Origin of the sequence: Patulibacter sp. (assembly GCF_030655195.1) — a bacterium.
Taxonomy (GTDB): Bacteria; Actinomycetota; Thermoleophilia; order Solirubrobacterales; family Solirubrobacteraceae; genus Patulibacter.
This window is the reverse complement of record NZ_JAURWA010000046.1, coordinates 1-14,191: the sequence shown is the minus strand read 5'-3', so window position 1 is coordinate 14,191 and position 14,191 is coordinate 1. Positions and strand designations below refer to the sequence as shown.

At 73.8% G+C, this 14,191-nt stretch carries 13 protein-coding genes; 10 read left to right on the top strand and 3 right to left on the bottom strand.

Annotated features, from left to right (window positions below; genetic code table 11):
- Positions 1 to 418: 418 nt before the first annotated feature.
- From ftsZ to Q7T67_RS05130, 6 genes are all read left to right on the top strand, one after another.
- A complete protein-coding gene (gene ftsZ / locus Q7T67_RS05155) occupies positions 419 to 1,579 on the top strand; it encodes a cell division protein FtsZ (protein WP_304786691.1) in 1,161 nt (386 codons plus the stop codon).
- 300 nt (positions 1,580 to 1,879) lie between these two features.
- Complete coding sequence (gene gcvT / locus Q7T67_RS05150) at positions 1,880 to 2,959, top strand: glycine cleavage system aminomethyltransferase GcvT (protein ID WP_304786689.1); 1,080 nt, start codon at positions 1,880 to 1,882, stop codon at positions 2,957 to 2,959.
- 154 nt (positions 2,960 to 3,113) lie between these two features.
- Positions 3,114 to 3,500, top strand: a complete 387-nt coding sequence (gene gcvH / locus Q7T67_RS05145) for a glycine cleavage system protein GcvH (RefSeq protein WP_304786687.1) — start codon at positions 3,114 to 3,116, stop codon at positions 3,498 to 3,500.
- 87 nt (positions 3,501 to 3,587) lie between these two features.
- Positions 3,588 to 4,997, top strand: coding sequence for an aminomethyl-transferring glycine dehydrogenase subunit GcvPA (gene gcvPA / locus Q7T67_RS05140; RefSeq protein ID WP_304786684.1), 1,410 nt, complete (start codon positions 3,588 to 3,590; stop codon positions 4,995 to 4,997).
- Positions 4,994 to 6,673, top strand: coding sequence for an aminomethyl-transferring glycine dehydrogenase subunit GcvPB (gene gcvPB / locus Q7T67_RS05135; protein WP_304786682.1), 1,680 nt, complete (start codon positions 4,994 to 4,996; stop codon positions 6,671 to 6,673). The genes gcvPA and gcvPB overlap by 4 nt, the downstream gene beginning before the upstream one ends.
- Positions 6,674 to 6,777: 104 nt before the next feature.
- A complete protein-coding gene (locus Q7T67_RS05130; protein ID WP_304786680.1) occupies positions 6,778 to 7,221 on the top strand; it encodes an SRPBCC family protein in 444 nt (147 codons plus the stop codon).
- Between the two features lie 30 nt (positions 7,222 to 7,251).
- On the opposite strand, the gene Q7T67_RS05125 is transcribed toward Q7T67_RS05130, so the two are convergent.
- On the bottom strand, positions 7,252 to 7,998 hold the full coding sequence (locus Q7T67_RS05125; RefSeq protein ID WP_304786678.1) for a L,D-transpeptidase: 747 nt from the start codon (positions 7,996 to 7,998) through the stop codon (positions 7,252 to 7,254).
- A 184-nt stretch (positions 7,999 to 8,182) separates the two neighbouring features.
- Between Q7T67_RS05125 and Q7T67_RS05120 the strand changes: the two genes are divergently transcribed.
- Together Q7T67_RS05120 and Q7T67_RS05115 are read left to right on the top strand one after the other, a co-directional pair.
- Positions 8,183 to 8,764 (top strand): hypothetical protein, encoded by a 582-nt coding sequence (locus Q7T67_RS05120; protein ID WP_304786676.1) that lies wholly within the window; start codon positions 8,183 to 8,185, stop codon positions 8,762 to 8,764.
- Entirely contained in the window at positions 8,764 to 10,323 is a 1,560-nt protein-coding gene (locus Q7T67_RS05115; protein ID WP_304786674.1) for a hypothetical protein, read from the top strand. Before Q7T67_RS05120 ends, Q7T67_RS05115 begins: the two co-directional genes overlap by 1 nt.
- Before the next feature lie 112 nt (positions 10,324 to 10,435).
- Here the strand turns inward: Q7T67_RS05115 and Q7T67_RS05110 are convergent, their stop codons facing one another.
- A complete protein-coding gene (locus Q7T67_RS05110; protein ID WP_304786673.1) occupies positions 10,436 to 11,236 on the bottom strand; it encodes an SDR family oxidoreductase in 801 nt (266 codons plus the stop codon).
- Positions 11,237 to 11,386: 150 nt separating this feature from the next.
- Entirely contained in the window at positions 11,387 to 12,307 is a 921-nt protein-coding gene (locus Q7T67_RS05105) for a universal stress protein (protein WP_304786670.1), read from the bottom strand.
- A gap of 121 nt (positions 12,308 to 12,428) precedes the next feature.
- Between Q7T67_RS05105 and trpS the strand changes: the two genes are divergently transcribed.
- Positions 12,429 to 13,469 (top strand): tryptophan--tRNA ligase, encoded by a 1,041-nt coding sequence (trpS, locus tag Q7T67_RS05100; RefSeq protein ID WP_304786668.1) that lies wholly within the window; start codon positions 12,429 to 12,431, stop codon positions 13,467 to 13,469.
- 72 nt (positions 13,470 to 13,541) lie between these two features.
- Positions 13,542 to 14,129 (top strand): DUF6328 family protein, encoded by a 588-nt coding sequence (locus tag Q7T67_RS05095; protein WP_304786666.1) that lies wholly within the window; start codon positions 13,542 to 13,544, stop codon positions 14,127 to 14,129.
- Positions 14,130 to 14,191 lie beyond the last annotated feature (62 nt).

Below are 14,191 nucleotides of genomic sequence, written 5' to 3'. Positions count from 1 at the left end.
GGCGGCCGCTCCGGCCGCCGCGGCACCCGCCACGCCGGCCTCCGGCGGCGCCTCCACGGGCACCGCGACCCAGACGGGCAGCCCGGCGACCGGCTCCGCAGGCACCGGAGGGGGCACGAATTCCGGCACGACGGGCACCGGGACGGCGGTCCCGGGGACGGGCGGCGGCGCCACCCCGTCGGGCGGCGGCACGGCGCCAGCGGCCCAGACCACACCCTGAACCACAGCCTGAGGCCCGGCTACTTGAGGCTCCTGTCGACGTCGAGAATGGGCGTGCAATCCCCGTTGCGTGCTTATCATTGGCGTTGACAACGTGGTCCAGGCGCACCTACCTTGACCCACTGGGCGCTCGCGGTCGGGACGACCCTCGTTCCCTCAACCCCCAGCGCACCCCCAGGACCGGAGACACACACTTCTTATGGACGCCACCGGCAGTTACCTCGCCGTCATCAAGGTCGTCGGTGTCGGCGGCGGCGGCACCAACGCCGTCAACCGCATGATCGACGCGGGCCTGCGCGGCGTCGAGTTCGTCGCCTGCAACACCGACGCCCAGGCGCTGCAGATGTGCGACGCCGACATCAAGATCAACATCGGCGGCGAGGTCACGCGTGGCCTGGGCGCGGGCGCCAACCCCGAGGTCGGCCACGCCGCCGCCTCCGAGTCCCGCGACGAGATCCGCGATGCGCTCAAGGGCGCGGACATGGTCTTCGTCACCGCCGGCGAGGGCGGCGGCACCGGCACCGGTGCGGCCCCCGTCATCGCCGAGATCGCCAAGGGCGAGATCGGCGCGCTGACCGTCGGCGTCGTCACGCGCCCGTTCTCCTTCGAGGGCAGCCAGCGCATGCGTCAGGCCGAGGACGGCATCAACCGCCTCCGCGAGGTCGTCGACACGCTCGTCGTCATCCCCAACGACCGCCTGCTCGGTCTCGTCGAGAAGCGCACGTCGATCCTCGACGCGTTCCGCTCCGCGGACAACGTGCTGCGCCAGGGCGTCCAGGGCATCACCGACCTGATCACGATCCCCGGCCTGATCAACCTCGACTTCGCGGACGTCCGGACCGTCATGCACGACGCCGGCACCGCGCTCATGGGCATCGGTCAGTCCGGTGGGGAGACCCGCGCGGGCGAGGCCGCCAAGCAGGCGATCTCCAGCCCGCTGCTCGAGGACTCGGTCGAGGGCGCCACCGGCATCCTGCTGAACATCACGGGCGGGCGCGAGCTCGGCCTGTTCGAGGTCAACGAGGCCGCCGAGATCGTCCAGCAGGCCGCCGACGGCGACGCGAACATCATCTTCGGCGCGGTCATCGACGAGGACATGGGCGACGAGATCCGCGTCACGGTCATCGCCACCGGCTTCGACAAGACCCGCGCCGCGCGTCAGGCCGCGTCGAGCAGCCAGCCGGCGTCCCGCCCGGGCCGCGGCACCGAGCGGCCGGAGCGCTCCGAGCGGTACGAGCGCAGTGCCGAGCGTCCACGCCGTGGTCGCGAGGACGACCGTGCCCCGCGCCCCGGTCGCCAGACCGGCTCGTCGCTCGAGATCGGCGACGACGACATCGACATCCCCGCCTTCCTGCGCTGAGGAGGGGACCGGGCCCCGTCCCGAGCGTCTCGGGTCCGGCCGCGTCGGACTTCGGCGGGGCTCGGGCCACCCGGAGAGGGACCGGGCCCCGTCCCGAGCGTCTCGGGTCCGGCCGCGTCGGACTTCGGCGAGGCTCGGGACACCCGGAGAGGGGCCGGGCCCCGTCCCGAGCGTCTCGGGTGCGGCCGAGCGCCCGCTCCGCACCACGGGGTGTCGCCCTTCCGGGCGCGACGCACCCCGGGGTGTCGCATGCACCCGGCCGCCCCGGGTTCCGGGCAGGGCCGTTGGTAGGCTGGCGCGGTGAGTTCCACGACGGATCTGCGGCGCACGCCGCTGTACGAGCGGCACCTCGCCGCCGGGGCCCGCGTGGTCCCGTTCGCCGGGTGGGAGATGCCCGTGCAGTACGCGGGGGTCAAGGAGGAGCACCTCGCCGTGCGGAGCGGCTGCGGGGTCTTCGACGTCTCGCACATGGGCGAGATCAGGACCCACGGTCCGCAGGCGGCCGAGTTCCTCCAGCGGATCCTCTCCAACGACGTCGACAGGCTCGTCGTGGGCGGGGCGCAGTACTCCGTCCTCTGCCTCGAGGACGGCGGGGTCATCGACGACCTCTTCACCTACCGCCTGGCCGACGACGTCTACCTGACCGTCACCAACGCCAGCAACCACGTGAAGGACCTCGCGTGGTTCGGCCGCTGGGCGCAGGACTACGACGTCACGGTCGAGGACGCGTTCGACGAGTTCGCGATGCTCGCCGTCCAGGGCCCCGACGCCCGGCGCATCGCCTCGCAGGTCCTGGGCCACGAGCTGCCGCTGCGCTTCCAGACCGGCGGCGCGATCTGGAACGACGCCGACGTCCTCGTCGCCGGCACCGGCTACACGGGGGAGGACGGCGTCGAGCTGCTCGTCCCACCCGCCGCCGCGCCCGCGCTCTGGGACGCGCTGCTCGAGGCCGGGGCCGTCCCGATCGGCCTGGGCGCCCGCGACACCCTCCGCATGGAGGCCTGCTTCCACCTCTACGGCAACGACCTGTCCGAGGACCGCGACCCGATCGGCGCCGGCCTGGGCTGGGCCTGCAAGGAGTCCACGGGCTTCGTCGGCTCCGAGGCCGTGGCGAAGGCCCGCAAGGACGGCTCCCCGCACGGCGAGAAGCTGGTCCCGTTCCGCTTCACCGACAAGGGGATCCCGCGCGGGGGCAACACCGTCGTCGACGGGGGCACCGTCACCAGCGGCACGTTCTCGCCGAGCCTCGGCGTCGGCATCGGCATGGCGTACGTGCCGGTCGAGCGCTCCGACCTGGGCACCCCGCTGCAGATCGACGTCCGCGGCCGGGTCCGCCCCGCCGAGGTCGCGACCAAGCCGCTCTACCAGCGCCCGTCCTAGGGATGCGGCCCTGCGCGCCAGGACCGGTCCGCTGCGCTCCGCGGCGTCGGCCGGCGTCCGGCGCGGCCCGCTCCCGCCCCACACCCTTCCCCCCGACGCCCGACGGGGCCCGGACTCAACCGACCCGCACACCGATCCCGTAACAGGAGCAGCAATGGCCGACGCGTCGTACCCCGAAGACCTGAAGTACCACCCCGAGCACGACTGGGCCCGCATCGACGGCGACGTAGCGACGTTCGGCATCACCTGGTTCGCCCAGGACGCGCTGGGCGAGGTCGTCTTCTTCGACGCGCCCGACGTCGGCTCGACCGTCACCAAGGACGAGAGCTACGCCGAGGTCGAGTCCGTCAAGGCCGTCTCCGACGTCATCGCCCCGCTGTCGGGCGAGGTCGTCGAGGTCAACCCGGCGCTCGAGGACAGCCCCGAGTCGATCAACGAGTCCTCCTACGAGGACGGCTGGATGATCAAGGTCCGGCTGTCGGATCCCTCTCAGGTCGACGCGCTGCTGGACCAGGCCGCGTACGTCGCGTCGCTCGACTAGACCGCTCCCCGTCCCCGCGTCGGCCGCCCACGGGCGACCGCCGACGCGGCGGACGGGCACTCTCCGTCCCCTCCCGAAGGGCATCACGTGACCCGCTACACCACCGCCACCGACGCCGACCGCGAAGCCATGCTGGCCGCTGTCGGGGTCTCCTCGATCTCCGAGCTGATCGCCGAGCAGATCCCGCAGAGCCTGCTGCTGGACCGGCCGCTCGACATCCCGGAGGGCCTCTCGGAGCAGGAGGTCTACACGGAGCTGGCGTCCCTGGCAGCGCGCAACACGTCGGCCGAGGACGAGGTCACGTTCCTCGGGGCGGGGATGTACGACCACTACGTCCCGTCGATCATCGACATGCTGCTCGGCCGGTCGGAGTTCCTGACCCCGTACACGCCGTACCAGCCCGAGGTCTCCCAGGGCGGCCTGCAGGTCATGTTCGAGTACCAGACCGCGATCTCGGAGCTCACGGCGCTGCCCGTCTCCAACGCGTCGGTCTACGAGGGCCCCTCCGCCGTCGGTGCGGCCGCCTACCTGGCCAAGCTCGTCAACGGCAAGAAGCGGATCGTCGTCTCCGCCGGCGTGCACCCGCACACGATCCAGATGCTCGGCACGCTCGCGGTGGGCTACGGCAGCGAGGTCGTCGTCGTGCCGCTGAAGGACGGCGCGACCGACCAGGAGGCGTGGGCCGCCGCCGTCGACGGCGAGACCTCCTGCGCGATCCTCCAGCAGCCGAACTTCCTCGGCGCCGTCGAGGACGTTCAGGCGCTCTCCGACGCGGCCAAGGACGACAGCCCCGCCGTGGTCATCGGCGCCTACGACCCGCTGACCCTCGGCGTCCTGGCGCCCCCCGGCGAGACGGGTGTGGACGTCGCCGTCGGCGAGGGCCAGACCCTCGGCAACCGCCTGGACTTCGGCGGTCCGTCGTTCGGCTTCTTCGCCGCGCGCGAGGCGTTCCTCCGCCGCATGCCCGGCCGCATCGCGGGGGAGACCGTCGACGTCGACGGCCGCCGCGGCTTCGTCCTGACGCTGCAGACCCGCGAGCAGCACATCCGTCGCGAGAAGGCGACCTCGAACATCTGCACCTCGCAGGCGCTCAACGCCCTGGCCGGCGTCGTCTACCTCGGCTGGCTCGGTCGCGAGGGCCTGCCGGAGCTGGCAAACCTGCTCGTGCAGCGCACCCACTACGCCCGCACCACGCTGGCCGCGATCGACGGCGTCGAGCTGCTCCACGAGCAGCCCGTCGTCCGCGAGTTCGCGCTGCGCCTGCCGGGCGTCGACGTCGAGCAGCTCGTCTCGTACGTGCAGGACCACGGGGTCAACCCCGGCCTCGCGCTGACCCGCACCCACGCGGGCACCTACGACGACGGCCTGCTGGTCGCCGTCACGGAGCAGCGCACGAAGGAGCAGATCGACGAGCTCGCCGCCCTGATCGGCGACGCGATCGCCGCCCAGCGCGGTGGCGCGACGTCGGCCAACGCCCGGACGGAGATCTCCGCATGAGCACGACCGAGAACACCACCGGCCGCGGCACCAAGGACGTCCACATCGGCGACGACAGCGCCATCGCCCGCGAGGCCGTGCTGCCCGCCGCGGGTGGCTCCGACCCGCGTCCGCTGGCCGCGCCGACCACGTCGGTCAACCCGATCCAGCGCGACCACGCGACGACGATCTTCGAGAAGTCCGTCGCCGGCCGCCGCGCGTTCGTCGCCCCCGACGCGGGCGTCCCCGAGGTCGCGCTCGACGAGATCATCCCCGCGGCGTTCCGCCGCAAGGCCCCGGCGCGCCTGCCGCAGGTGACCGAGCCCGAGCTCGTCCGCCACTACGTGCGCCTGAGCCGCCGCAACTTCGATCTCGACACGGGCTTCTACCCGCTCGGGTCGTGCACGATGAAGTACAACCCGCGCCTGCACGAGCGCGTCGGCGCGCTGCCCGGCCACGCCCGGCTGCACCCGTTCCAGACGGCCGACCACGCCCAGGGCGCGCTGGAGGTCATGTACGGCCTGGAGCGCCAGCTGGCCGAGGTCTCCGGCCTGCCGCACGTCTGCCTGCAGCCGTCGGCCGGGTCGCACGGCGAGCTCGCCGGCGTCCTCCTGGCGCGCGCCTACCACGAGGCCCGCGGCGAGAAGCGCACGAAGGTCCTGACGCCGGACACGGCGCACGGCACGAACCCGGCGACGGTGACGATGGCCGGCCTCGAGGTCGTCAAGGTCGCGACGAACCCCGACGGCGGCGTCGACATCGACGACCTGCGGGCGAAGGCCGACGAGGACGTCGCGCTGATCATGCTGACCAACCCCAACACCCTGGGGATCTTCGACCCGAACATCGAGGAGATCGCCTCGATCGTCCACGGCGTCGGCGGCGTCCTCTACTACGACGGCGCCAACCTCAACGCCATCATGGGCATCTCGCGCCCGGGCGACATGGGCTTCGACATCGTGCACTTCAACCTGCACAAGTCGTTCACCCAGCCCCACGGCGGCGGTGGCCCGGGCTCCGGCCCGATCGCGGTCTCGGACCGCATCGCCCCGTACGTGCCGGTGCCCGTGATCCGGCGCGAGGAGGTCCCCGCGGCCGACGGCGAGGGCACGACCCACCGCTTCGACCTCGTCTCGGACCCCGACCGTCTCCCCGACGGCGCCCCGGGCTCGAAGACGATCGGCAAGCTGCGCGGCTTCCAGGGCAACTACGGCGTCTTCGTGCGCTGCTACTCCTACATCCTCAGCCTCGGTGGCTCGGGGCTGAAGGACGCCTCGGAGGTCGCGGTCCTGAACGCGAACTACCTGCTGGCCAAGCTCGAAGAGCTGGGCGTGCGCAAGCAGCTGCCGCTCGCGTTCGGCACGCGCTGCATGCACGAGTTCGTCATCTCCGGCGGCCCGATGAAGCGCGAGCTGGGCATCCGCACGCTCGACCTGGCCAAGCGACTGCTCGACCACGGGTTCCACCCGCCGACGGTCTACTTCCCGCTGCTGGTCGAGGAGGCGCTCCTGATCGAGCCCGTCGAGACCGAGGCGCGCGAGACGCTCGACGCGTTCGCCGAGGCCCTGGCCGAGATCCTCCGCGAGGCCGGCGAGGACCCGACGATCGCCCAGAACGCCCCGTACTCGACGCCGGTCCGTCGGCTCGACGAGGCCGGCGCGGCGAAGAAGCCGCGCATCCGCCAGCCCATCGCCTGAGCCGGCTCGTCCGCCCGCGCCCGTCGCCCCGTATCCACGGTGGACGACGGGCCCGGCCCGCCGCTCCCACGTCCGCTTCCCCGACCCCCGAGGTCCGTCACCGCATGAGTCAGATCGACGTCCACACCGAAGCCCAGATCCCGGCGCCCGCCGACGCCGTGCGCACGGCGCTGCAGGACTACGCGACGGTCCGGCCGCGCATCCTCACGGACGAGTACCGCGAGTACCGCGTGCTCGAGGGCGGCACGGGCGACGGGACCGTGGCGGCGTGGACGCTGCAGGCGACGAAGAAGCGCTCGCGCGACGTGATCGCCGACGTCGACGTGACCTCCGAGGGCGACGTCGTCGAGCGCGACCGCAACTCGACCCTGGTGACGACCTGGACGGCGAAGCCGCTGTCGGACCGCACCTCGACCGTGAAGATCCACACCACCTGGCAGGGCGCCGGCGGCGTGGGCGGCTTCTTCGAGAAGACCTTCGCCCCCAACGGCATGCGGGCGATCCACGCCCGGGTGCTGACGAAGCTGGCCGAGGAGATGCGGGACTGAGCCGGGGTGCGGGCCGCGGCCCGCACCCGGTCAGCGGATGAGGACGGGCGTCCCGCGCCCGACCAGCCGCACGAGGCGCCGGACGTCCTCGTTGCGCAGCCGGACGCAGCCGTGCGACGGCCGTCCCGGGATCAGCGCCGGCGCGTCGGTGCCGTGGATGCCCACGACGCCGCCGCGCGGCCAGTCGGACACCGAGGCGTAGGCGCTCGTGCCGATCGCGTACGGGCCGTAGAGCCCGTTGCCGTCATCGAGCGCCTTCAGGCGCTCGCGCACGAAGAACCGGCCGCCGGGGGTCGGCGTGGCTGCGGTCCCGACGCCGATCCGCGCGCTCCAGGCGGTGCGCCCGTCCTCGTCGGTGAACGCGGCGCGCAGCGTCCGCCGGTCGACGACGACCCGGCCGAGGGCGACGTGGAACGTGTCGAGGTCGTCGCGGCGGACCCAGCCGACGGCGGGCCTGCCCGGAGCGCCGGCGGCGAACCGCACGTGCACCCACACCGCGTCGGCCCGCACGCGCGAGCGGCGGACGACCACGGTCTCCTCGCGCCCGTCCTCGGTCTCCTGCCGCAGTCGGCCGACGACCGGTGCGTCGGCCTCGGGCCGGGCACGGACCACGGGAGCGCCGATGGGGGAGGCCCAGCGGGTGATCCGCACCTCGTCGGAGAGCTGCTCGGTGCCCAGGGGCGAGCGGTCGCCGACGGGGCGGACGGCGGCGTGGGCGGACGGTGCGGCGGCGAGGACGGTGACCGTCGCCGCGAGCAGGGGGACGGTCACGCGCATCGGGGGAGCATACGAACGGGGCGACGGTCGACGCACCGCTCCGGTCCCGTCGATCCGTGAGCCTGCGGGACCGACCGCGGTGCCCCGAACTCTCATGAAGGCGCGGTTTGCGTCGTGTGGCGCGTGGGCAGGTGACCCCCGGCTGTCCAGCAGTCCACCGTCCCGCCCGCTCAGGAGCCCATGCATGCGTCCCGTCCGCACCGCCGCCGCCGTCGTCCTCGTCCCCCTGGCTGCATCAGCGGCCCTCGCCCCGAGCGCGGAGGCGACCGTCAGCGAGCGCAACTGCGCGCCCGGCATCCAGTGGACGAGCGCCTACGGGCGGATCGTCATCAAGCAGACGTTCACGCTGATCAATCGCACCAAGGAGGACCGCATCGAGACGGTCCTCACGAAGAAGACGAGCCCCGTCACCCTGCGGACGACGAAGAACATCACGCCCGGGGACAAGGCCGGGGTCGACAACCTGCTGATGACCTTCAAGTCCCAGTACGGCTTGGACGCGGTCGCCTCGCTCGACATCCCCGAGAACGTCCGGCACGCCGTGAAGGTTCCTGCGAAGCGCCGCGTCAAGTACCGCACCCAGATCGAGTTCGCCCGCTTCCGCGGCTACATCATGGTGGACAAGGACAATCCGATCACCGGGCCCGCCTCGGTGCCCGTGCCGGGGACCGGCCCCTACTGCGACTTCCAGAGCATCGGGCGGATCGAGGCGACCGCACCGCTGAAGCGCGGCAACAAGCGTGTCGTCCTGCCGCTGAAGAAGTGATGCGCGTCCACACGTGGGCCGTCGCGGCGGCGACGGTCGTAGGTGCGCCGGTCGCCCTCTCGCTCGTGGGGGCGGGCGCGGCGTCGGCCGCCTCCGCGCAGGAGTTCCAGATCGCCGGGGCCACGGGCCCCCGCGACCTCGTCGCCGGACCCGGCGGTGCCCTCTGGGTCACGGCTGATGGGGCCCTCGTCCGGGTGGCCACGGACGGCGCCGCCTCCCGCCTGACCGCCGGGATCAGTCCTGGCGCCCGCCCGTACGCCATCGCCTCCGGGCCGGGCGGCACGCTGTGGTTCACGGAGGACGACGAGGACACCGGCAACGGCGACGGCGTGCTCGGCAGGGTCGCCGCGGACGGTGCGATCAGCGAGCTTCCGTCGGACACGCTGTCGAGCCCCGCCGGGCTGCGCGACGTGGTGGCCGGTCCCAACGGCACCGCCGCGTTCGTGGGCGGCAACGAGGGCGGGCTCGGGATCTACTCCGAGGGGCTGAACGAGGACGAAGAGACCGTCTTCAGCTACGACTTCACGCCCGTGCCGGAGGACGCGAACATCGGTGTCACCAGCATCGCGCTCGGCCCCGACAAGCGGTACTGGTACACCGCGAGCGACTTCACCGGCGCCGTCGGTGTGGCCACGTTCGGACCCCGGAAGGACGACTACGAGGCGTCGTTCGAGGCTGAGTACCAACTCCCTGCGGCGGTCGAGGAGGGGTCGCCCGAGGACATCGTGGCCGGCCCGGACAACGCCATGTGGTTCACCCTCCCGTTCGCGTCGGCGATCGGTCGTGTCGACGTCGCGACGGGCGCGATCACGACGTACCCGACCCCTGCCGGCTCGGCCCCCACGGGCATCACCCGTGGCCCGGACGGCGCGCTGTGGTTCACGGACACCGGCGTCGCTCCCGGCATCGGCCGGATCAACCCGATCACGAAGTCGATCCTGATGCGGACCGACGGGCTGTCGCCCGGTGCCGCGCCCCGGCGGATCACACCCGGTCCCGACGGCGCCCTCTGGTACGCGGACCCCGGGGTCGACCGCGTCGGGCGCGTCGATCCCGTCGCGTTCCTGGCCGGCCCGGCCGGGACGGACGAGGCCCCGGCCGATCCGGGTCCGGCGGCCCCGCCGATCGCCCCCGTGGACACCCCGGCGCCGACCGTCCCCGCGCCGACACCCGCGACACCTGCGGTGCCGGCCACCCCGACCACCCCGAAGCCTCCGAAGACCCCCGCCGAGAAGCCGCAGGCGGTCTTCAGCCGGTTCTCCTACGGCGTCCGGGTGCGGGCGCCGCGGCGGGCACGGGTGAGCTTCCGGCTCAGCCGGGCAGCCACGGTGCAGGTCGTGGTCGACGGTGCGGCGACGCGGTCGATCGCGTCGGTGTCGCGATCGGGCCGGTCGTTCAAGGCCGTCGCCGGGATGAACCGGCTGACGCTGCCCAAGCTCGTCCCGGGCCGGCACGTCGTGCGGCTCCGGGCGACGACCGCGGACGGCCGTGTGTCCACGCTGCGGGCACGGGTCCGGGTGCTCGAGGCGCGTCAGGCCGCGCCGAGCTTCACCGGCTGAGGCACGATCGGGCCGTCCGGGCGGGCGATCCCCACCCGGGTCGGGCCCCGTCGCTCCGTGGCGGCTCGGGCGGGGGCGGTGCGGTTCCGGACCCTGTCCGGCCGCGTCGCCCTCAGTAGAAGATCGGCCCGAGCTGGCCGCCGCCCGCCGCCACGGCGTCGCCGTTGATCGCGACGCTGCGGGGCGAGGCGAGGAAGGCCACGACGTCGGCGACCTCCGCGGCGTCGACGAGGCGGCCGATCGAGACGTCGGCGGACAGCGCGGTCTCTGCCTCGGTCTCCGAGGTCCCATCGGCCTCGGCCCGTGCGGCGACCATGCCCGGCGTCCGCTCCGTGCGGGTCAGCCCCGGGTGGACGACGGTGACGTTGACGCCGAGCGGGCCGAGCTCGTCGGCGAGGTTCTTCGTCAGGGCGGCGACGGCGACGTTGCGGACGGAGCCGGCGACCGAGCCGCTGCGGCGGGCGTTCAGGCCCGAGACGTTGATGATCCGACCCCAGCCGCGGTCGACCATCTGCGGGGCGACGGCCCGCGCGACGCGCAGGTAGCCGAGGAGCTTGACCTCGAGCTCCTCGCGCACGCGGTCGTCGGTGGTCTCGATCGCCGACATCGACGGGCCGCTGGAGGCGGGGCGGGCGGCGGCGTTCACCGCGATGTCGATGCCCCCGAACGCCTCGGTGACCTCGGCCACGGCGGCCCGCACGGCCGCGTCGTCGCCCGTGTCCGCCACCACGCCGATCACGCGGGAGCCGGTCTCGTCCTGCAGGGCGGCTGCGGCCGAGCGCACGGCGTCGCCGTCGCGGGCGAGCAGGGCGACCTGCGCACCCTCCGCGGCGAGGGCCCGGCCGACCGCCAGGCCGATGCCGCGGCTGCCGCCGGTCACGAGCGCGCGCTTGCCGGTCAGTCCGAGGTCCATCGGGTCATCGAACCACAGGCGCCCCGGCGCCGCCGCGGGCACCGGCGTCGGGACGCGTTGCCGGCCGCCGGGAGGCCGGAGACGTCGTCCTTGCCCGACACCGGTCCCGGCGTCCCGGCGGGGACCGGGACACCGGCGCCGCCGGGCGGGTCAGTCGGCGTCGGGCCGCGGCACGACGATCACCGGGCAGCGTGCCTCGTCGAGGACCCGGCGCGAGGTGCTGCCCAGCAGGATGTGCTGGACCGGGCCGTGGTCGCGCGAGCCGACGACGAGCAGGTGCAGCTCGGCGGAGCGGTCGGCGAGGCGGTCCGCGGCGTCGCCGTGCAGCGTCACCGCGCGGCCGCGGGCGCCGCCGGGGAGGTTCGCGATGCGCTCCTGCAGCAGCGCCTCGACCTCGGCGTCGACGATGTCGGGATCCACCGGCGGGGGCTGGATCGGGGCGGGGCCGCCGAAGCCGTCGGTCGGCGGGGTCGCCGAGACGAAGTCCGCCACCCCGATGACGTCGAGCGGGCGGTCCAGCGCGACGGCCAGGTGCGCGGCCAGGTCGACGGCGCGGTCGGCGACGCCGGATCCGTCGTAGCCCACGCCGATCGCGGCGATCTCGCGGGTCGCGTCGGCGCTGTGAGCGTGGCCCTCCGTCCGCGCCGGGATCGCCACGGGGCACGGCGCGCCGTGCAGGATCCCGGTCGAGTCGCTGCCCAGGAACAGGCGGCCGACCGGGCCGCGCTGGGCGGGACCGATGACGATGAGGTCCGCGCCGCGGCCCGACGCCAGGTCGTGCAGGGCGTAGGCGGGGGAGGAGACCGGCAGCGAGAGCAGCTCGATCCGCCCGTGGAGCTCGCCCGGCAGGCCGTCGCGGAGCTCCTCGAGCAGCTGCATGCCCTCGCCGTGCAGCGCGTCGTCCAGCTCCTCCGCCTTGCCGCGTCGACCGAAGCGCGCGGCGTTGGGGACGTAGGCGTGCACGAGGACGAGCTCCGTGTCGTCGCGCAGGCCGGCGAGCTCGGTGGCCAGGCGCAGGGCGTCGATGGTCCCGGGGCCGCGGTCGCAACCGACGAGGATCTGCTGGAACAAGGGGAGCCTTCCGGGGAGCTGACGGACCGGCCCTACGCTACCCGAGGGGCTCGAACCGCCCGCCGCCGCGGCGCCGGGCGCCGGGCAGCGACCGGCGGCGCCCGCGGGATACGCTCCCGCCGTGCGCGTCTACTCCGGCATCCAGCCCACCGGCCGCAAGCACCTGGGCAACTACCTCGGGGCGATCCGGCACTACGTCACCGGTCAGGAGGACGCGGCGGCGGCCGGCGACGAGTCGATCTTCTGCGTCGTCGACCTGCACGCCACGACGGTCGCCTACGACCCCGCCGAGCTGCGCGACCGCACCTACGACACGATCGCGCTCCTGATGGCCGCGGGCATCGATCCCGAGCGGTCGATCCTCTATCGCCAGGGCGACGTGCCCGAGGTGCCCGAGCTGACGTGGCTCCTGACCGCTGTGACGGCCCACGGCGACCTCAACCGGATGCACCAGTTCAAGGAGAAGTCGGGGCAGCAGCGCGAGCTCGTCTCCGCCGGCCTGTTCCTCTATCCGGTGCTGATGGCCGCCGACGTCCTGGCCTTCCGCGCGGACCGCGTCCCCGTCGGCGACGACCAGCGCCAGCACCTCGAGCTGATGCGCGACATCGCCCTGCGCTTCAACGCCCGCTTCGGGGGCGCGGCCCCCGACGGGACCGGCGGCACCGAGATCCTGACCGTCCCCGAGGGCGTCTATCCCACGGTCGCCGCGCGGATCATGGACCTGCAGTCGCCCGAGAAGAAGATGTCGACGTCGTCGTCGACGCCCGAGGGCGCGCTGTACCTGCTCGACGAGCCCAAGGCGATCGAGAAGAAGTTCAAGCGCGCGGTCACCGACTCGGAGGACCCGCCCGTCCTGCGCCGCGGCCCCGACAAGGCCGGGGTGTCGAACCTCATCGACATCCTCGCCGCCGCGAGCGACCGCACCCCGGACGAGGTCGAGGCGAGCCTCGTCGGCGCGCGGGGCTACGGCGACCTGAAGGTCGCCACGGCCGACGCCGTGACCACGCTGCTGGCGCCCGTGCAGGAGCGCTACGTCGCCCTGCGCGAGGACGAGGCGGCGATCGAGCTGGCCCTGGCGCTCGGCGCCGAGAAGGCCCGCGCGATCGCCCGCCCGGTGCTCGCCGACGTGCGCGAGGCGATGGGCGTCGGGCCTCGGCGCTGAGGGGCGTCGCGGGCCGGACCGGCCCTGGGTCCGGGGCCCCCGGTCCGGGTAATCGACGGGGATGATGCCCTCATGACGGCCGCGCAGGACGACGTCCCGGGGGACCACCTGGCGCGGCGCGACGGGGACCCTCCGGACGCCGACGCGGTGACCGAGGACGACCATCCCGGCCGTGCGGAGCACGGGGCGCACCGGCACCCGCGCACGGGGGAGACCCCGTCGCAGCGCCACACCCGGCAGCTCGGCGAGCTCCTGATGGAGACCCGCGTGTCGGCGGTCGGCATCCAGGTGATCATCGGGTTCCTCTTCGCCGTGCCGTTCCAGGCCGACCTGGAGGGGATGGGGCGGGTCGCCTACGTCGTCTCGATCATGTCCGGCGTGCTGGCGACCGCGCTGCTGCTGGCCCCGAGCGTGCTGCACCGCGCCCTGCTGCACCGCGGCCAGGCGGTGTGGATCGTCGCCGTCGGGACCCGCCTGCTGCTCGCGGGCGCAGCGGCGACCTCGGTCTCGCTGGTGGCCGCCGCGCTGCTCGTCGGGGACCGGCTGTTCGACTCCTGGCTCACGTACCTGCCGGCCGGGTGGTCCGCCGTGGTCCTGGCGGTGTTCTGGTTCATGGTCCCCGTGGCGCGCAACGCGCGGCTGGACCGCGCCGCCGACTGAGGGCGTGACGCCGCCCGCCGTCCCGCTCGCCCGCCCGCCGTCCCGCTCGCCCGCCCGGCGTC